Source organism: Paenibacillus sp. p3-SID867 (assembly GCF_025142895.1).
Classification (GTDB): domain Bacteria; phylum Bacillota; class Bacilli; order Paenibacillales; family Paenibacillaceae; genus Paenibacillus_AQ.
Genome location: NZ_JAMBDM010000024.1, coordinates 1 through 17,135, shown reverse-complemented (window position 1 = coordinate 17,135; position 17,135 = coordinate 1). Strand labels below are relative to the sequence as shown.

General features: G+C 50.2%; 18 protein-coding genes. All 18 read right to left on the bottom strand.

Annotated elements, in window-relative coordinates:
• Window position 1: 1 nt before the first annotated feature.
• Window positions 2-811 (bottom strand): indole-3-glycerol phosphate synthase TrpC, encoded by an 810-nt coding sequence (gene trpC / locus M4D81_RS30280; protein WP_260069177.1) that lies wholly within the window; start codon window positions 809-811, stop codon window positions 2-4.
• The gene (gene trpD, locus M4D81_RS30275; protein WP_260069176.1) at window positions 801-1,841 is read right to left on the bottom strand and encodes an anthranilate phosphoribosyltransferase; all 1,041 of its coding nucleotides are present in this window, start codon (window positions 1,839-1,841) and stop codon (window positions 801-803) included. The genes trpC and trpD overlap by 11 nt, the downstream gene beginning before the upstream one ends.
• Window positions 1,842-1,860: 19 nt before the next feature.
• Window positions 1,861-3,414: an anthranilate synthase component I gene (gene trpE / locus M4D81_RS30270; protein WP_260069175.1), complete on the bottom strand. Its 1,554-nt coding sequence runs from the start codon at window positions 3,412-3,414 to the stop codon at window positions 1,861-1,863.
• A 356-nt stretch (window positions 3,415-3,770) separates the two neighbouring features.
• Window positions 3,771-4,145, bottom strand: coding sequence for a chorismate mutase (gene aroH / locus M4D81_RS30265; RefSeq protein WP_009595253.1), 375 nt, complete (start codon window positions 4,143-4,145; stop codon window positions 3,771-3,773).
• A 3-nt stretch (window positions 4,146-4,148) separates the two neighbouring features.
• On the bottom strand, window positions 4,149-5,243 hold the full coding sequence (gene aroB, locus M4D81_RS30260; RefSeq protein ID WP_260069174.1) for a 3-dehydroquinate synthase: 1,095 nt from the start codon (window positions 5,241-5,243) through the stop codon (window positions 4,149-4,151).
• A gap of 1 nt (window position 5,244) precedes the next feature.
• Window positions 5,245-6,414: a chorismate synthase gene (aroC, locus tag M4D81_RS30255; protein WP_071218406.1), complete on the bottom strand. Its 1,170-nt coding sequence runs from the start codon at window positions 6,412-6,414 to the stop codon at window positions 5,245-5,247.
• A 168-nt stretch (window positions 6,415-6,582) separates the two neighbouring features.
• Complete coding sequence (locus tag M4D81_RS30250) at window positions 6,583-7,386, bottom strand: CheR family methyltransferase (RefSeq protein WP_071218407.1); 804 nt, start codon at window positions 7,384-7,386, stop codon at window positions 6,583-6,585.
• Window positions 7,387-7,426: 40 nt separating this feature from the next.
• Window positions 7,427-7,870 carry a nucleoside-diphosphate kinase gene (ndk, locus tag M4D81_RS30245; protein ID WP_071218428.1) on the bottom strand — a complete coding sequence of 148 codons (444 nt, stop codon included), beginning with the start codon at window positions 7,868-7,870 and terminating at the stop codon, window positions 7,427-7,429.
• Between the two features lie 111 nt (window positions 7,871-7,981).
• Window positions 7,982-8,956, bottom strand: a complete 975-nt coding sequence (locus M4D81_RS30240; protein ID WP_260069173.1) for a polyprenyl synthetase family protein — start codon at window positions 8,954-8,956, stop codon at window positions 7,982-7,984.
• Between the two features lie 190 nt (window positions 8,957-9,146).
• Window positions 9,147-9,749, bottom strand: coding sequence for a UbiX family flavin prenyltransferase (locus tag M4D81_RS30235; protein WP_260069172.1), 603 nt, complete (start codon window positions 9,747-9,749; stop codon window positions 9,147-9,149).
• Window positions 9,749-10,621: a UbiA-like polyprenyltransferase gene (locus M4D81_RS30230; RefSeq protein WP_071218410.1), complete on the bottom strand. Its 873-nt coding sequence runs from the start codon at window positions 10,619-10,621 to the stop codon at window positions 9,749-9,751. Before M4D81_RS30230 ends, M4D81_RS30235 begins: the two co-directional genes overlap by 1 nt.
• Window positions 10,614-11,345, bottom strand: a complete 732-nt coding sequence (locus tag M4D81_RS30225; protein ID WP_071218430.1) for a demethylmenaquinone methyltransferase — start codon at window positions 11,343-11,345, stop codon at window positions 10,614-10,616. Before M4D81_RS30225 ends, M4D81_RS30230 begins: the two co-directional genes overlap by 8 nt.
• Window positions 11,346-11,381: 36 nt before the next feature.
• Window positions 11,382-12,242 carry a heptaprenyl diphosphate synthase component 1 gene (locus tag M4D81_RS30220; RefSeq protein ID WP_071218411.1) on the bottom strand — a complete coding sequence of 287 codons (861 nt, stop codon included), beginning with the start codon at window positions 12,240-12,242 and terminating at the stop codon, window positions 11,382-11,384.
• A 112-nt stretch (window positions 12,243-12,354) separates the two neighbouring features.
• Entirely contained in the window at window positions 12,355-12,897 is a 543-nt protein-coding gene (locus tag M4D81_RS30215; RefSeq protein WP_071218412.1) for a hypothetical protein, read from the bottom strand.
• A gap of 111 nt (window positions 12,898-13,008) precedes the next feature.
• Complete coding sequence (locus tag M4D81_RS30210) at window positions 13,009-13,971, bottom strand: 1,4-dihydroxy-2-naphthoate polyprenyltransferase (RefSeq protein WP_260069171.1); 963 nt, start codon at window positions 13,969-13,971, stop codon at window positions 13,009-13,011.
• Between the two features lie 224 nt (window positions 13,972-14,195).
• Window positions 14,196-14,420 (bottom strand): trp RNA-binding attenuation protein MtrB, encoded by a 225-nt coding sequence (mtrB, locus tag M4D81_RS30205; protein WP_071223937.1) that lies wholly within the window; start codon window positions 14,418-14,420, stop codon window positions 14,196-14,198.
• Between the two features lie 84 nt (window positions 14,421-14,504).
• Window positions 14,505-14,777 carry an HU family DNA-binding protein gene (locus M4D81_RS30200; protein ID WP_006209463.1) on the bottom strand — a complete coding sequence of 91 codons (273 nt, stop codon included), beginning with the start codon at window positions 14,775-14,777 and terminating at the stop codon, window positions 14,505-14,507.
• Window positions 14,778-15,036: 259 nt separating this feature from the next.
• A complete protein-coding gene (gene spoIVA, locus M4D81_RS30195; protein ID WP_071223935.1) occupies window positions 15,037-16,515 on the bottom strand; it encodes a stage IV sporulation protein A in 1,479 nt (492 codons plus the stop codon).
• Window positions 16,516-17,135 lie beyond the last annotated feature (620 nt).

The following is a 17,135-nucleotide window of genomic DNA, read 5'->3' as shown; positions in this document are numbered from 1 at the left end:
TTTATTCGACGTCTGCAGCGATCGGCAAGGGTCCCATCAGATCGTTTACCGCGCGGAACACGTCCTGCTGGCGCATGAAATGTTCTCCAACCAGAACGCCGTGTGCTCCCACATAATGCAAGTAGGAAATGTCGGCCGGGCTCGATATACCGCTTTCGCTGATCAAGGTAATTCCCTGTGGTACTTGTGCCGCGATATCGGCTGTTGTCTGCAGCGATGTTTCAAAGGTCCGCAGATTGCGGTTGTTTATTCCGATCAGCTGAGCTGTTCCCAGCCCAAGAACCGATTCCAGCTCTTCCCCATCATGGACCTCAATCAGGCAATCCAAGCCAATCGAGCCGGCGATGTCTATAAACTCCGCGATCCGCTCAGGCTCCAGTATGCTCGCTATTAAGAGAACCGCGTCTGCACCTAACAGTCGCGCCTCGTAAATCTGAGTCTCGTCGATAATGAAATCCTTGCGAAGCAAAGGAATGTTGACAGCCGCCCTTACCGCTTTCAAATACTCTCCACTACCCTGAAAATAGTCCTTGTCGGTCAGCACGGAAAGACAATCGGCGTCGGCTGCTTCATAAGCTTTGGCGATCATAACCGGATCAAAGTCCGGACGAATTAACCCCTTGGACGGCGAAGCCTTCTTCACCTCGGCAATTAACCCCATGCTGCGTTTACGCCCCATGGACAACGCCTTCTCAAAGCCGAGAGTCGGCGGTAAATCCGCTATTTGCCTCTCTGCCTCCGAGATGCTGAATGTATCTCGCAGCTGAGCAACTTCTCTGCGTTTCGTTTCTACTATTCGATCAAGATACATAACTCATTTCCCCCGTTCTTGAGATCAGCTGCTCCAGCTTGGACTGAGCCAGCCCTGAATCGATAGCTCCCGCTGCGCGCTGCACACCTTCGGCCAAACTATCCGCAAGTCCGGACACATAGATGCAGGCACCGGCATTGGCAAGCACGATATCCCGATAAGCACTGCGCTCACCGCGCAGCACGGATCCGATGATAGCCGCGTTCTCTTTTGCATCGCCGCCCAGAATATCGCTCATCGGATGAACCGACAGTCCCAGGTCATGCGGATGAATATCAAACGTTCGGACTTCTCCGCCACGAAGCTCGGATACTCGCGTAGGTGCAGAGATGCTGATTTCATCCAAGCCGTCATGGCTGGTTACCACCATGGCCCGCTTTAAACCAAGCTCTTTAAGCACCTGTGCGATGGTTTCCGTTTTGTTCATATCGTATATCCCAAGCATCTGCCGATCTGCGCCGGCCGGATTTGTCAAAGGCCCCAGCATGTTAAATACGGTTCGAACCCCAAGCTCTTTGCGAGGAGCTGCGGCATATTTCATCGAAGGGTGATAGATCTGGGCAAACAGGAAACAAATTCCGATATCATTCAGACAGGCTGTCGCTTGCTCTGCCGTCAAGTGGATATTCACGCCCAGCGCCTCGAGCACATCGGCGCTTCCCGCCCTTCCCGATGCCGAGCGGTTGCCGTGTTTGGCCACTCTGACCGAAACCGAGGAGGAGATAATGGCGGATACGGTTGAAATGTTAAACTTATGAATCCCGGATCCTCCGGTGCCGCATGTATCCAGCAGCTGGTTTCGCTCGGTAACGACGCGCCCGCCCGCACCACGCATCGCCTCGGCGAAGCCGGTGATCTCTTCGACCGTCTCCCCCTTCATTCTCAAGGCCGTAAGCAGCGCCCCGATTTGGGAATGAGTTGCCTGGCCTTCCATAATGGACTGCATGACCCCGCGCGCTTCCTCCCGGCTCAGATCTTGACCTTGAATCAGCTTCGTAAGGCTGGATTGCATCGTTTCCATGACGTTCATTACGTTCTCCTCCTTCGGTTTAAGGTGTGTATTGGTACAGGTAATCCTGATTAATTAAATCGTCAGCCCCCATGCTGGACGGAAACATCGCTTCCGCGACGCGGATCGCCTTCAGCATCCCTTTGGCTTTGTTGATGGTTTCTTCATATTCCTTCTCCGGTACCGAGTCCCATACGATGCCGGCCCCCGCCTGGACATAAGCTTTACCCTGACGAAAAATGATCGTACGGATCGTAATGCAGGAATCCATATTGCCGCCGAAGCCGAGATAACCGATGGCGCCCGCATACGCGCCTCTTGCTTCCCGTTCCAGCTCCGCAATAATCCCCATGGCCCTTAGCTTCGGAGCACCGGATACCGTTCCTGCCGGCAAGCAGGACAGAAAAGCATCGAAGAAATCCTTATCCTCTCTCAGCTGACCGGAAACGCTGGATACCATATGCATCACGTGGGAATACTTTTCAATCTCCATGAACGTGTCGCACTTCACTGTGCCGAACTCTGACACGCGGCCCAGATCATTGCGGCCCAGATCCACCAGCATCAAATGCTCGGCTCGTTCCTTCTCGTCCTGCAGCAGATCATCGGCCAGCGCCTGGTCTTCGGCCTCATCGCTGCCTCTAGGTCTGGTACCTGCAATCGGCCTTGTTTCCAATCTTCGTCCATCCACCTTCACCAGGGCTTCCGGGGAGGTTCCAACGATAATGTCGTCGTCCATCTTGAGGTAATACATATACGGTGAAGGATTTAGCGTTCTCAGCACCCGGTATACGTGAAGCGGCGATACTTCGGTCTCAATATGGAAGCGTTGGGACAATACCACCTGAAAAATATCGCCAGCACGAATGTATTCCTTCGCTTGCTCCACATTGGAGAGGTACTTCTCTTTTGTCATATTGGATTTAATGTCGCCCATATCAACATCCGCCGGAATGCCTTTGGAGTTCACGTTCTCCCGCGGTCCCTGTTCTTGCAGCTGCTCGGCTGCGGCTTCCAAGGTACGGCATACATCCCGATAGCTTTGCCGGATGATTTCGTCCGAATCCCCCGGCTTCACATGTACGTTGCCAACCAGCATGATCTGCTGCTTCACATGGTCGAAGACAATGACTTGATCGCAAAACATGAACCGGATATCATCCATTCCGAGATCGTCCATCGCATGTGCCGGAAGCTTCTCATAATATTGGAGCAGGTCATATCCGAAAAATCCGATAGCCCCTCCGGTAAAAGGAGGCATCTCCTTCAGCTGCGGGCTGCGGTACGTTCGCAGCAGCGCCTTTAACTCCTCGACAGGCTTTCCTTTCAGCAGGGAACGCTCTCCGTTCCTTTCAATTTCGATCTTTCCTTTTTTACCCGTAATCATTAAGAAGGGGTCTGTTCCAATAAACGAATACCGTGCCCACTGTACTCCGCCCTCAACGCTTTCAAGTAAAAATGCCCGCTTCCGTTCCGCATATCGTTGAAAAATGCGAATCGGGGTTTCCATGTCGGCTAACAGTCTGATCGCTACCGGAATCAGGTTATATTCACCTGCCATAGCCACCACTTGCTCCATTGATGGATTCGCCATGTCAATCCCTCCTTAATTGATGGTATACAACAAAAAAACCTCTACCGAAGTAGAGGTTAACATTCAGAATAAGTCTATGAAAAAAGAGCGCGGTCAAGGAATTCAGAGCCCATTCAACGACGAACTACAGCGGCTATTGTTCCATTGACGGATACAAGAAATAGGCTTGTAACCAGCCGTGAACATGCTGTACTATTCATCATGAAATCAAGTTCATCCTTAATCCCGATTATGTTATTGCCTAAAATGCCTCAGCTCTTCTCAACTCAACTCATCTGTAAAACCTAACTCTACTCAGCTATTCTGATATCACTATACAGGATGAAGCCCTGTTGCTGCAACCCTAAATTTCTACATCAGGCGTTGGAGCCAGATAAATCCGGGCGCAGCCGCTTGGCTTCATTCAAATACACATGCTTAATCTCGCTCTGGCTTTTATCCGTATTGACCTGAACCATAAACCGGATGCATCGCGGCAGACTGCCTTGGACCGGTATTTCAACCGAACACATCAAAGGGACCAGATCCCAGCCTTCCAGCTGGCGTATCGCTTTGGCCGGAAACGTCGCGTCCAGATCCTGTGTCATCGTAATCCATATATTGCTAATATACTCCGGCTGAAGCTCGTTGCGTCTCACCATCTCTTCAAGCAGCCGCAGCGTTTCCTGTACAATCTCCTGCTCATCGTTGCGGGTGACGGTTGTCGCCCCCCGGATTCCCCGATTCATCATGAACTATCCCTCTCCCTTCAACTGTTCAACCACGGATCGAACAGCTTCTACCGGTACATCCTTAACGATGCTGACGGAGCCGATGGATTCCGGTACGATAAATACCATATTTCCCTCGGCAAACTTTTTATCATGCTGCATAGCTTCCATAATTCGCTCAACCGAGACGTCACCCGGCAAGGTTACCGGCAGATTGACCGCCTTGAGCATGCTCACTGTCTCATTGTGCAGATCCGCAGGTCTGCCAAGCTTTTCGGCAAGGCGGGCCGAGCCCGCCATGCCGATGGCAATCGCCTCGCCGTGCAAGAAGCGTCCGTAGCCGCCAACGGCTTCAATGGCATGACCGATGGTATGTCCGAGATTAAGGATGGCACGCAAACCGCCTTCCCGCTCATCCTGGGATACGACGTTCGCCTTGATCGCGCAGCCGCGCTCCAGGCCATATATCAACGTCTCAGGATCCAGGCTCAGCAGCTTTTGACCATTCTCCCGGCACCAATAGGCAAAATCACGGTCCAGGATCAAACCATGCTTCACCATTTCCGCAAGACCAGAAGACACCTCGCGCGGAGGCAATGACATCAGCGTGTTCACATCGTAAACCACCATAACGGGTTGATGGAACGCGCCGATCATATTTTTGGCTAACGGATGGTTGACCGCCACTTTGCCGCCAACGCTGCTGTCATGGGCCAGGATGGTGGTCGGAATCTGAACAAACGTCACGCCGCGCATATACGTTGCCGCGACGAATCCGGCCAAATCACCAACAACGCCTCCACCCAGCGCAAATACTGACGAGCTGCGATCCAGCTTGCCGTTGATTGCTGTCGTCATTACCTCTTCATAGACCTGAAGCGATTTGGAGGATTCACCGGAAGGGACAATATGGGAAATAACCGTGTATCCTTCCGATTTTAACTGCTCCTCCACTTGAGACAAATAATGAGGCGCTACTTTATCATCCGTTACAATCAAATGAGGGCTCTTACGTGTAATTCCATGCTTCGCGCTCAGCTCACCGATGGTATCCAAAATGCCAGCTCCGATATAAATCGGATAGGAACGCTCTCCCAGCTCTACCTGAAGTGTTCTCATATTAGTAGTTCTCCAGCTGCTTCAGGTAATTCTGGTAATTCGCATGAATTTCTTCCATCGAATCACCGCCAAACTTCTCAAGAAAAGCCTTCGCTACTTCCCATGTCACAACATGCTCCATGACAACGCTGGCGGCCGGAACCGCACAGGCATCCGAGCGTTCAACCTGAGCCGTGAAAGCTTCCTTTGTATCGATATCCACGCTTTGAAGCGGCTTGTACAGCGTCGGAATCGGCTTCATGACGCCGCGAACGACGATCGGCATGCCGTTGGTCATCCCGCCTTCAAATCCGCCCAGGCGATTGGTTGCACGGTGGTATCCGCGATCTTCGCTGTACATAATCTCGTCATGCACCTGGGAACCGGGCAATTGGCCTGCTTCAAATCCGATTCCGACCTCAACGCCCTTAAAGGCATTAATCGACATCACGCCCTGTGCGATGCGGCCATCCAGCTTGCGGTCATATTGGACATGGCTGCCCAATCCGACCGGCACGCCTTCGATGATGCATTCCACGATGCCGCCGATGGAGTCGCCTTCTTTTTTGATCTGGTCTATGTAGGCTTCCATTTTCTTCTCTGTCTCTTCGTCCACCACGCGAACCGAGGAGGCTTCCGTACGCTCGATCAGCTCATCGATCGAAAGATTGTGCGGGGGAGCTTCGATCTCGCCAATCCGGATGACCTGGCCTGCCACTTTAACGCCGAATTGTGCCAGGAATTGTCTCGCGATAGCACCGACCGCTACGCGAACTGTGGTTTCACGGGCACTGGAGCGTTCCAGCACGTTACGTAGATCCTTCAAATTGTATTTCAAACCGCCGTTTAAGTCGGCATGTCCCGGTCTTGGACGATGTACCCGTCTTTTCACCTCGTCGTTGCCCTCAATCGGCTCCACGTTCATAATGTTCTGCCAATGCTTCCAGTCATTATTCTGCACGACCAACGCAATGGGCGCACCGGTTGTATAGCCGTGACGCACACCCCCAAGGATTTGCGCGGTATCCTTCTCGATCTGCATGCGGCGTCCCCGGCCATATCCCTTCTGTCTCCGATGAAGCTGGAAGTTCAATGCTTCGAAATCAAGCTCCAAATTACTTGGAAGTCCTTCGATTATGGTTGTCAGCTGAGGACCGTGCGTTTCCCCGGCAGTTAAAAAGCGTAAGCTCATGATGCTTTTCCCCCTTTAAACTTTTAAGCGTTAAATCGCTAAACTCCGTAAATATCTTCTGCTCATTATAGTATAGGTCTAACGCTTTGACAAGAATGCCGCAAGACAAGCAAAAGCGCCTCTCATCCTCCGGATTGAAAAGCGCTTATGCGTTATGATTAGCTGTCTCTATTGAATTTTACGGTAGAAAAAGGTCTCGTTGCTCTCCAGGCCATATTGTCCCGGATTAAAGATCTGTTCCGTGCTGCCCACAAACAAGAATCCGCCTGGCTTCAGGCTTGAGGCAAACTTCTGGTACAGCTTGTGCTTGGCGCCTTCCGTGAAATAAATCATCACGTTTCGGCAAACAATCAGATCATATCCCGTCTCAAAGCGGTCCGTCAGCAGATTCTGCTTATGAAAGGTTACTTCCTTCTTCAAATGCTCACTGAAGCGGTACACCGAACCTTCTTCCTTAAAATAGCGGGCGGCTACATCCGGAGGCACATCCTTCAATGACCTCTCGACATATAGGCCCTCCTTCGCTTTATGTAATGCGCCGTCATCAATATCTGTCGCCGCGATGCGCGCACGGCTCAGCATCTTCTGTTCGGACAGTATCATAGCAAGCGTGTAAGGCTCCTCACCCGTGGAGCACGCGGCGCTCCATATTTTCAATACCCCGGGATTCTGCTGGGATATCTCAGGCAATATTTTGTCACGGAGAACTTCCCACCGGTTAGGGTTGCGCCAAAACTCCGAGACGTTAATTGTCATCCGGTCTAAAAACTCATGAAATAATGGCTTGTCTTTCATCATCGCGTCGTAGAAAGCCGAAAAGGTTTCAAACCCCTTCTTCAAACGCAGCGTTGTCAGCCTTCGCTTCATCTGCGCCTCTTTATAATCTGCGAGATTGATCCCCGTGCTTCGTTCGATGCTGCGAACAAAGCCGATATAATCCGGATCATCCAGCACAGGTTCATGTTCCGTCATCGTATCATCCTGTTTAATCAGATTATGCCGCTGCCTTAGCTTACAGCCAAGGGGACAGCGTCTTGTTATATTCAACCAATTCCTTCGCTTCAAAGAAATTGGCAATTTCGCGTTGCGCGCTCTCCGGTGAATCCGATCCATGAATCAGATTGTGCGGCGTATGAGCGGAAAAATCCCCCCGAATTGTCCCGGGCAGCGCATCCTTCACATTCGTTTTGCCAATCACTTGGCGGGACAAAGCAATGATGTCGTCCCCTTCCCAAACCATCGCAAACACCGGTCCGGATGTTATAAACCTAACCAGGTTTTCAAAAAAATCTTTGCCTTCATGCTCCGCATAATGGCGCTTGGCCTGCTCGTCTGAAATCTGCAGGAACTTGCCTGCAACCAGCTTGAATCCTTTATCCTCCAAACGGCCGACGATTCGGCCGATCAGCCCACGCTGTACACCATCCGGTTTAATCATTAAAAAAGTACGTTCCATTGGCCTCATCACGCTTCCCCTCATTCTAGGATATTGAACAATTATTCCATGCTCAGGTGATGTTACATGTTTGTACCCGTATTTTAACAGAAAGCAACCTCATGGTTAAGGCTAATATGACCGCTTTGTAATAAAATTTGCGATATCTCTAAGCTGTTTTTTGGTCTTGATGTCAGGCAAAGTATCCAATGCGGCCAATGCTTTACGGATATACCGATCAGCGAGCGCCTCAGATCTCGGTATACCATCGCTTGAGGTTACAAGCTTCACGGCGTCCGTCACATCACACTGGCCATTCAGCGCATGAATCCGATCCAGCTCCTGCAGCAGCGGCTCCCTTCGTTTGCTATCTTCGAGAGCGAATATAACGGGAAGCGTAATATTCCCCTGCCTCATATCGCTCCCCGGCGGTTTGCCAATCTGCTTCTCCGTCCCGCACAGATCCAGGAGATCGTCCTGAATCTGAAAGGCCATGCCGACGTTATATCCGAATCGATACAGGCTGTTTGCGACCTTGCGGTCCGCATCCGCAGCCAGTGCTCCGAGCTGGCAGCTGACGGCAATCAAGAGCGACGTTTTGCGGCGTATACGCAGAAGGTACCTTCTGACGTCCTGATCGGTATTAAAGAAATCACGAATCTGCTCCATTTCCCCGATGGACATCTCGACCATCGCCTTGGCGAGAATTTGATGAATCTCCGGCTGCTTCAGGTGGGTCGTCAACTCCAGCGCCTTGCCGTATATATAGTCGCCGGTATACATGGCAACCCGGTTGTCCCACTTCGCCTTTACCGTTGGCTTACCTCGCCGCGTGTCCGCATCATCGATCACGTCGTCATGAACGAGCGATGCGCTGTGAATCATCTCGAGCGGCACGGCCACATGCTTTAGCTTGTCAATGTCATAGTCGCCGAACTTACCGCCCATCAGCACAAAAACAGGACGGAGTCGCTTGCCTCCTGCTCTAAGCAGATGCAAGGAAGTCTCGGTCAGATCGGGGCTGTCGCCTTCGACGCTGAGATAGAGTTCCTTCTCGATAACGTCCATATCTTTTTTTAATGTTCCGAATATGTCAAATCGTTTCATCTTTTCACCCGTATGCTTAGATTCTCATTCCATAACTCCGGCACTACCTTGCGATCTTAGCAGGCCAAGCTCATCTACGAACTTGAAATATAAGCGTAATCCTTCCTGTTGTCGTTCGTCAAAATCGTAGCACAGGTTCGTTAAGTCGTCATAACAACAGCCGCTAACTCCTTGGATGCGGCCCGGCCTGCTATTCTCCCCATCTCGTATACAATCGATGATCAATGCGCAAGCTGTCCAATACCTTGCCGACCAGAAAATTCACGATATCATCAATGGTCTTCGGTCCGTAATAGAACGCAGGCATCGCGGGAATGATTTTGACACCAAGCTTGGCCAGCGCCAGCATGTTCTCCAGGTGAATCGCATGCAGAGGCGTCTCTCTCGGGACAAGCACCAGAGGACGGCCTTCTTTCATCATCACATCCGCGGCGCGTCCCATCAGATTGTCGGAAGAGCCGTGCGCGACCGAGGATAATGTCCCCATAGAGCATGGCATGATGATCATGCCTTCGACAAGGTAAGATCCACTGGCTATCGTTGCTCCAATGTCGGAGATCGGATGGTAGATGACACGTCCCTCGTACCCGCCGAATTTCTCGGCCAGCACTTCTTCGCGGTTGCCTGTCTGAAAGCCCATTTCCTCCTTCAGAACGCGCCAGCCCGCATTGGAAACGATCAATTGCACATCATAGCCCAGCGAGAGCAGGCTCTCCGTAAGGCGAACTCCGTATATGCTGCCGCTGGCTCCCGTTATCCCGACAACCCAGCTTTTTCTGCGCAAGGATTTCATCAGATATACCGCACCACCAAATCAATCAGAGTGAATACAAACAGAATGATGCTCAGTGTACTGTTCATCGTAAAAAAGGCGGTTTGCAGACGGCTCATATCGTTTGGCGACAAGATGTAATGCTGATAGAATAAAATCCCGCAGGCGATGACCATGCCGATCAGATACCACCAGCCAACCGGTGTGACAAAGAAAAGAATGATAAAGCCAATAGCCGTTACTACGTGAAAACCGCGCGCGAACCACAACGCTTTATGCAAACCGAACCGGGAAGGAATCGAGTACAGCTTTTCTTTTGCATCAAACTTCTCATCCTGGCAAGCGTAAACAATATCAAATCCCGCCGTCCAGAACGCAAGCGCGATATAGAATACAATGGCCTTCCAGTCGATTTGACCGGTTACCGCAACCCATCCGCCAAGCGGAGCCAACGCTGTTGTAAGCCCGAGCACCAGATGGCAAAGCCAAGTAAACCGTTTGGTATATGAATAAATGATAAGCATAAAAATAGCGATAGGCAGCAAACGGAATGCAAACGGATCCAGCATGTAAGTAGCCCAGAAAAACACCGCGAAAGACAGAATAATGAATAAGATAACTTCCAGCGGTTTTAGCAGGCCTGCCGGAATGGCGCGATTTGCGGTGCGGGGGTTCTTGGCGTCGATATGCTGGTCCGTGAGCCGATTCAATCCGAACGCAGCGCTGCGTGCACCGAACATGGCAAGAAAAATCCACCCGATATCTCCCCATGATGGTAATTGGTCAAACACGACGGCCGATCCAAGAATCGCCCCCATAAAAGCGAAAGGCAGAGCAAACAGTGTATGCTCCACTTTAATCATTTCAAGATAAGTTCCTATTTTCTTAAACATCCAGATTCTCCTTGATCCCAATATGTAAGGCTGCTATGCCACCAGTCAAGGGATAGGCCTGAACCTGTTGAAGTCCGGTCTGACGGAAAGCTTCGGCAAGCTCCTCTCGTCCTGGGAACAATGCCAGCGATTCCGGCAGCCACTTATACTGCTCGTAACGCTTGGCTACCAGTTTCCCCATCCGAGGCAGCACTTGTTGAAAGTAGAAATAATAAATGCCTTTGAACGGCTGCCAAGTCGGCTTGGACAGTTCCAAACATACAACCATCCCGCCAGGCTTAACCACGCGTTTCATTTCATGCAGAACCTGCATGTAATCCGGTACATTGCGAAGACCGAAACCGATCGTCGCGTAGTCGAACTGATTGTCTTCGAACGGCAGGCTCATGGCATTTCCCTGAACCAGCACTACCTGTTGGTCCAGCCCATGTTTGGTAACCTTTCCTCGGCCGACATTCAGCATCCCCTCACTGAAATCGAGTCCAACTATGTGTCCGGATTCACTTGCCTGTGCCATACTAATCGTCCAGTCGCAAGTACCGCAGCATAGATCGATGGCCGTATCGCCATGGCGCATGTTCATCTTCTTCATCGTAAACTTGCGCCAAGCTTTATGTCTTCGAAAGCTGAGAATATCATTCATCATATCATATTTTCCCGAAATGCTTTCAAAGACGGAATGGACGTATTGCTCTTTTGGATTTTTGCCGTCATGCTTACTCATGCCTAACTTGGTTGTTTGGTTATCCACAGCATCCCCCTACCCTTCACTTACGACGGACCGGTACGTGCTTAGCCGTTTCAGGAACGGGTCCAGCATACCGGCGTACGGGCTCTCTCCTACACGGTTTGCCAGCAGCAGCTGTACGGCATTTACGGACTCGCGCAGCTTGTCCAGCAGCTTCTCCGAAACCTTGTGCTTCAGGATCAGCTTCCTCCAGTCCTTCATATCCGTTTTCTTGCCAACCAGCATCTTCCGTTCCTCGTCGCTCCCTGACTCGATCAGATGCCAGTACACGTAACCACATCTGCCGACTTCAGGCGTCGCACAGCGTTCCATCTCCTGCACAAGCGTCTCACATTCCGTAATTTCCTTGAGCAGCTTTTCCCATGTTTCTTGTACGGACACCTCAAGCAGCGGAGTAAAAGAAAGAAACAGCTGCATATTCAGCTGTACCGTTAGCCGTAGATATTCTTCAGAAGGCAGCAGCGTTTTTTTCATTTTGCCGTATAATCTCATCTTCATCACGTTAACATCGCTGACAGCCTTGCTAAGAAGCGAGATGACAGCAATTTCGCCCTTTAAGGCAAGGAGTTGATAAAAACGGCTACTGAAATAATCCCCTGCAAGCACTTTTAACTGCCGGGATCGCATCATCGCCTCTCCTTGATTGCCCTCCGTAACGTCGATGCTCTCATGCGTATCGAGTCCCACCTGAACCAGTGAGGTAACCAGTGCGTACAATTCTTCATGTCCGGCAAGATTTCGTCCCGAATCCTTTAAAAATATGTATAGCAAATGAACACGGGCATCCGGAAAATTCGGAAGTTCCGTGTGGTTCTGAATCATATCATAATTTAAATATTTCTCTGCCAGTTCTGGTACGCGATACGGTTTCATTCTCAGCCTCCGTGCACTTGATGTTCTTTTGTCCAATTGAGCCCACAATCCAATCTATTATAACACATGTTCAAGGCACGTACATGCCCTGTCATCTACTATTTTACCCCTTTCATGGGCTGCTGAACTGCTTTAGCCAAAGATTCGTAAATGTTAGGTTGAGAGCGGCCGCAATGGGTTGCGGAACATCGCCGTTCTCAAGCTGGGTAAGAGCTTCTGCATTGCGCAAGTCCCAGGTATCCTTGTTCATGTTCGAAGCAAGCAGCATATACCGCTTCCCTCCCCAGCGATCGATGGCTACCACTCTTAGATACAACTGCTGCACATTATCCGTTCCTTCGAACGTAAAAGACATTATGCTGGCGATATCCTCATATACCTCGGCGGCCGTTTCCGGGGGGTCGCTTAATTTGATATCCAGCGTCAGGGCGCCTTCATCATAATCTGCCCGGCTTATTTTCAGATGAAGAGGAAGACTCATTAGGGAGTCCACGAGTCCGGCATCGCTTAACTCCCGACTGTGATAGGGAATCGCCGCTGCCACAGCGCCAACCTTATAACGGGCTTGCGATTGAAGCCCCATTAACAGTGTGAGCATGATAAATGCAATCGCCGCGGGCAGGAGTACGGCTCGTACGGATTGCCAGTGCTTCATGTCCTCAACCTCCTCTATACCTAGTTTCTTCCGCTCCTCATGAGTCCATACCTCATTGTATAAAGAAAAAAAGCAGGCTATGCCTGCTTCAAGGAAAACGAGCCGATCGGTTTAGAAGAACGATCGTGAAGTCCATACCACGGCTACTCCCAGCGCGGCGATCCTCGCCAGATTCATGAGGACGAAATTTTGCACCGCGATCACAAATGTCTTCTCTTTGGAAGGATGGGCAATGAACAGGGCGCTTTTTTTATAAACCGGGACAAGGGTCACGAACACCAGAAGAATTAACACGGGGTGCACCTTCATCAGGAGAAAAGCCACTAGATCCAGATAAGCAAGGCAGTACAGAATTCGGAACAGCTTCAGAGATGGCCTGAATCCTATATATACGGGTAGCGTGTACCTCTTGTTCTCCATATCCTCATCCATGTCGCAGATGTTGTTGGCCAACATGATGTTGGCAATCCCAAGAATGGCCGGCAGTGATACCACCAGCAGCAGCAGTACCTCAGGAAGGTTCACCTGAAGGGACAGAACGCCGTCCTGGAGGTCCAGAACCGCCAGATGACCACCATCCGCATGGATCCATGCCGCAATAAATAGAATGACAAATCCCATAAACAATCCGGAGAACAGCTCGCCTAGCGGCATCCGCGAGATCGGAATCGGTCCGAACGAATATAATATCCCTACGGCATAAGACAATCCCCCCAGCAGCAGGATTAACCAGCCCGTAGATAAGAACAGCGCGATCCCTGCACCAACGGCTGTCAATAGCAGTACGATGATGACGGACACGACCGCAGGCTCCTTAAGGTTATAACGTACAATGGCATTGTGCTGCTCGTAACCGAACCCGTTCTTTTTAATCGCTTTTTTATAGTCGTAATAGTTATTGATCGCCGTCGTTGCCATATCAAACGACAGCAATGATGCCAGCATCAGGGCAAAATGATATCCATCGAACTGCTGAAAACGAAACAATGCATACAAAGTTCCGAACAGGAACGGAATCATGCTGGCTACCTTTGTCTGAATTTCCACCAGTTTAAAAAAAGCTCGGATTCCCATAACCATCATCCTTTATCCAATTGATCTGATTTCAGATTAAAGGATTTCATGGCCGCGGTCTGTTGGAATTGTACTTGACAAACGAGTTTGCAAATGTGACGAATGTTACTTTTGGAGCAAGATCAAATTTATTCCGTTCTCATATCCAACAAGGGTACCTTTAACAACTCGCATAAAAAAGCCCCACCAATTTGGTGGGGCTTAGCCAAGATCATAATCCTAATTCAGATGCCGGATTCAATCTTCCCGTGCTTGGTCATGACCTCAGCTTTGCCGCGTATTTTCACCGCAGACGTATGATCCGTGAACTGGGCGATAATGACCTCGCCTTTGTCCAGCTTCTCGGTATGATGAAACCGGGTGTCCTGACCTCGGGTAAGGCCAATCACCTGCACGCCATGGTCCAGCGCTTTGACGATAAAATAATCCCCGTTTTGAACGTTCTCCATTGTTCAGACCTCCTCACCGTAAGCTAAAAGAAAAGGCCGTGAACGAATTCACGACCTCTGCTCTTAGGTAATATGTAGAAATCTTTATTTGATTCCGTCTTTGAGCGCTTTACCAGGTTTAAATGCAGGAATTTTGCTCGCAGGGATTTCGATTTCTTCACCTGTTTGCGGGTTGCGGCCTTTCCGTGCGGAACGCTCGCGAACCTCGAAGTTGCCAAAGCCGACCAGCTGTACTTTATCTCCACTTTGCAACGCTTCGGAGATTGCATCGAAAACGGCATCAACCGCTTTAGTTGCATCCTTCTTGGAAAGCTCAGTAGATTCAGCTACTTGTGTAATCAGATCCGATTTATTCATTCTTTCACCTCCCTAACAAGGAATGTGCTCCACTTGCTATTCACTGTTTCCGTTTTACCGCAAATTATACGTGCAATCGGGTATTTTACCCCTATCTCGCGTTTAGAATGCATGACGCGGAACAAATTTATAGTAATACAGCCATCTCATAATTTCAAGCGTTTTGCTTTGCCAGACCAAAGAAAACACGAAAAACAGCCGCTAATCGGGACTTTAGACCCGTTAGCGACTGCGTATTCAACACCTTAGCGATACTCACTTAAAGAATGATCGCGATCAAACCGCCGGAACCTTCGTTGATGATCCGACCTAAAGTTTCTTGCAATTTATATCTTGCATTGTCAGGCATCATCGCGATTTTGCCTTGAATTCCTTCACGAACGATCGAGTGCAGCGAGCGTCCGAATATGTCGGATTCCCAAATTTTGATCGGATCGTTCTCGAAATCCTGCATCAGATAGCGCACAAGCTCTTCGCTCTGCTTCTCTGTGCCGATAATCGGCGAGAACTCGGATTCCACGTCAACCCGAATCATATGGATGGAAGGCGCGGTCGCTTTCAATCTTACCCCGAAGCGAGTGCCTTGACGGATAAGCTCAGGCTCATCCAGCGCCATCTCAGCCAGGGAAGGAGCAGCAATACCGTAACCTGTCGTTTTAACCATTTCAAGCGCTTCAGCGAAGCGGTCGTATTCCCGTTTGGCATGGGAGAACTCCTGCATCAGCTGCAGCAAATGATCTTTCCCGCGAATCTCGACACCCACAACCTCCATCAAGATCCGGTCATACAGTTCGTCAGGTGCAAAGAGATCGATCTCGGCAACGCCCTGACCCATATTCATGCCGCTAAGGCCGGCATGGTTGATGAAGTCATACTCCATGAACTGGCTGACCACCCGATCCACGTCACGCAGACGGCGGATATCTTTCACGGTATCTCTGACCGAGTTCTCATAGTTGCTGCGCAGCCAGTGGTTCTCGTTAAGCACCATAACCCAGCTAGGAAGATTAACGTTCACTTCATGCACTGGGAACTCATACAATACTTCACGAAGAACGCCGGTTACATCATCTTCGGTCATCGTGGCTGCACTCAGTGTCATCACCGGAATGTCGTATTTCTCTGCCAGCTCGTTGCGCAGCTGAAGCGCTTCTTCGCTGCGTGGACGCGTCGAGTTAATGACCACCACGAATGGCTTGCCGACTTCCTTCAGTTCCTCGATGACGCGCTCCTCAGCCTCGACATAAGAGCTGCGCGGAATTTCCGCAATGCTTCCGTCTGTGGTGACAACGACGCCAAGCGTGGAGTGCTCCTGAATGACTTTTCGGGTTCCGATTTCAGCCGCTTCCTGGAACGGAATCGGCTCTTCGAACCATGGCGTCGAGATCATTCTCGGGCCATTCTCATCCTCGTAGCCCTTAGCGCCTTCAACGGCATAGCCTACACAATCCACCAGTCTGACGTTGACCTCAAGACCTTCCGTAACTTTGATCTGTACCGCGTTGTTCGGCACGAATTTCGGCTCGGTTGTCATGATCGTTTTCCCAGCAGCACTTTGAGGCAGCTCATCGACAGCTCTTACTCGATCCGCCTCGTTCGTAATGTTCGGGAGAACAACCGTCTCCATAAACCGCTTGATGAAAGTTGATTTTCCCGTACGGACGGCACCGACAACACCTAAGTAAATGTCCCCTCCGGTCCGTTCGGCAATGTCCTTAAAAATGTCCACTTTTTCCAAAAGAGATCCCCTCCTCAAATTACTCCGAAGGAAAAATGCTTTAAGAGCATCCGCTTCGTGTTCCACTCATAGCCAAAGCCATTGCAACAGATGAGCAGCCTTTACAATGTCGCCAGCATCCCGCCGCCGGTATTCCATGAGTTTTGATGGAAACGGCAAAGCGGCGTAACTCGTACATGCATTTGGACTAGTAACATCATATGTACCGGGTTCAAAAATATGACGGTTGCCCCTTAAAGTCCGTCCAGTTTTTTTTAAGATATCGAATAGGCCTATACCAACTAGACACCGCCATCGAATACCGTAAAGAAAAACTACCGCTGGGGCGCGGTTTGTCTTCATGCAACGCGCCTTCAGACGTTTTCATATGCCTCATGATGTGGGCAACCGGCTCTTGCCCGCACTACTCTTTCAGATTATGAATATGCGCGCACTTTAATAGATATTCCAAAGAGATTCAACCATTTTCAAAAAAATCTATCGAAGAAGGTTCTCCAGGAAAAAATGCAAACCGCCTCTTTGCTTTCGTGTGCTTATTCTTCAGGCAATATCGGTAACCATACAGGGTCAATCATGACCACCCGTCCAACGGGTGGTTTGCTCTTGGGGTATAACCCCTT

Bases quoted from the DNA above. Each gene is read 5' to 3' on its own strand.
- trpD (WP_260069176.1), bottom strand. From the start codon at position 1,841: ATGAACGTCATGGAAACGATGCAATCCAGCCTTACGAAGCTGATTCAA.
- M4D81_RS30240 (WP_260069173.1), bottom strand. From the start codon at position 8,956: ATGAAACGATTTGACATATTCGGAACATTAAAAAAAGATATGGACGTT.
- M4D81_RS30250 (WP_071218407.1), bottom strand. From the start codon at position 7,386: ATGACGGAACATGAACCTGTGCTGGATGATCCGGATTATATCGGCTTT.
- aroB (WP_260069174.1), bottom strand. From the start codon at position 5,243: ATGAGAACACTTCAGGTAGAGCTGGGAGAGCGTTCCTATCCGATTTAT.
- mtrB (WP_071223937.1), bottom strand. From the start codon at position 14,420: ATGGAGAACGTTCAAAACGGGGATTATTTTATCGTCAAAGCGCTGGAC.
- aroH (WP_009595253.1), bottom strand. From the start codon at position 4,145: ATGATGAATCGGGGAATCCGGGGGGCGACAACCGTCACCCGCAACGAT.
- M4D81_RS30230 (WP_071218410.1), bottom strand. From the start codon at position 10,621: ATGTTTAAGAAAATAGGAACTTATCTTGAAATGATTAAAGTGGAGCAT.
- M4D81_RS30200 (WP_006209463.1), bottom strand. From the start codon at position 14,777: ATGAATAAATCGGATCTGATTACACAAGTAGCTGAATCTACTGAGCTT.
- aroC (WP_071218406.1), bottom strand. From the start codon at position 6,414: ATGAGCTTACGCTTTTTAACTGCCGGGGAAACGCACGGTCCTCAGCTG.
- trpE (WP_260069175.1), bottom strand. From the start codon at position 3,414: ATGGCGAATCCATCAATGGAGCAAGTGGTGGCTATGGCAGGTGAATAT.
- M4D81_RS30225 (WP_071218430.1), bottom strand. From the start codon at position 11,345: ATGAGTAAGCATGACGGCAAAAATCCAAAAGAGCAATACGTCCATTCC.
- M4D81_RS30210 (WP_260069171.1), bottom strand. From the start codon at position 13,971: ATGGGAATCCGAGCTTTTTTTAAACTGGTGGAAATTCAGACAAAGGTA.
- M4D81_RS30235 (WP_260069172.1), bottom strand. From the start codon at position 9,749: ATGAAATCCTTGCGCAGAAAAAGCTGGGTTGTCGGGATAACGGGAGCC.
- M4D81_RS30215 (WP_071218412.1), bottom strand. From the start codon at position 12,897: ATGAAGCACTGGCAATCCGTACGAGCCGTACTCCTGCCCGCGGCGATT.
- trpC (WP_260069177.1), bottom strand. From the start codon at position 811: ATGTATCTTGATCGAATAGTAGAAACGAAACGCAGAGAAGTTGCTCAG.
- M4D81_RS30220 (WP_071218411.1), bottom strand. From the start codon at position 12,242: ATGAAACCGTATCGCGTACCAGAACTGGCAGAGAAATATTTAAATTAT.
- ndk (WP_071218428.1), bottom strand. From the start codon at position 7,870: ATGGAACGTACTTTTTTAATGATTAAACCGGATGGTGTACAGCGTGGG.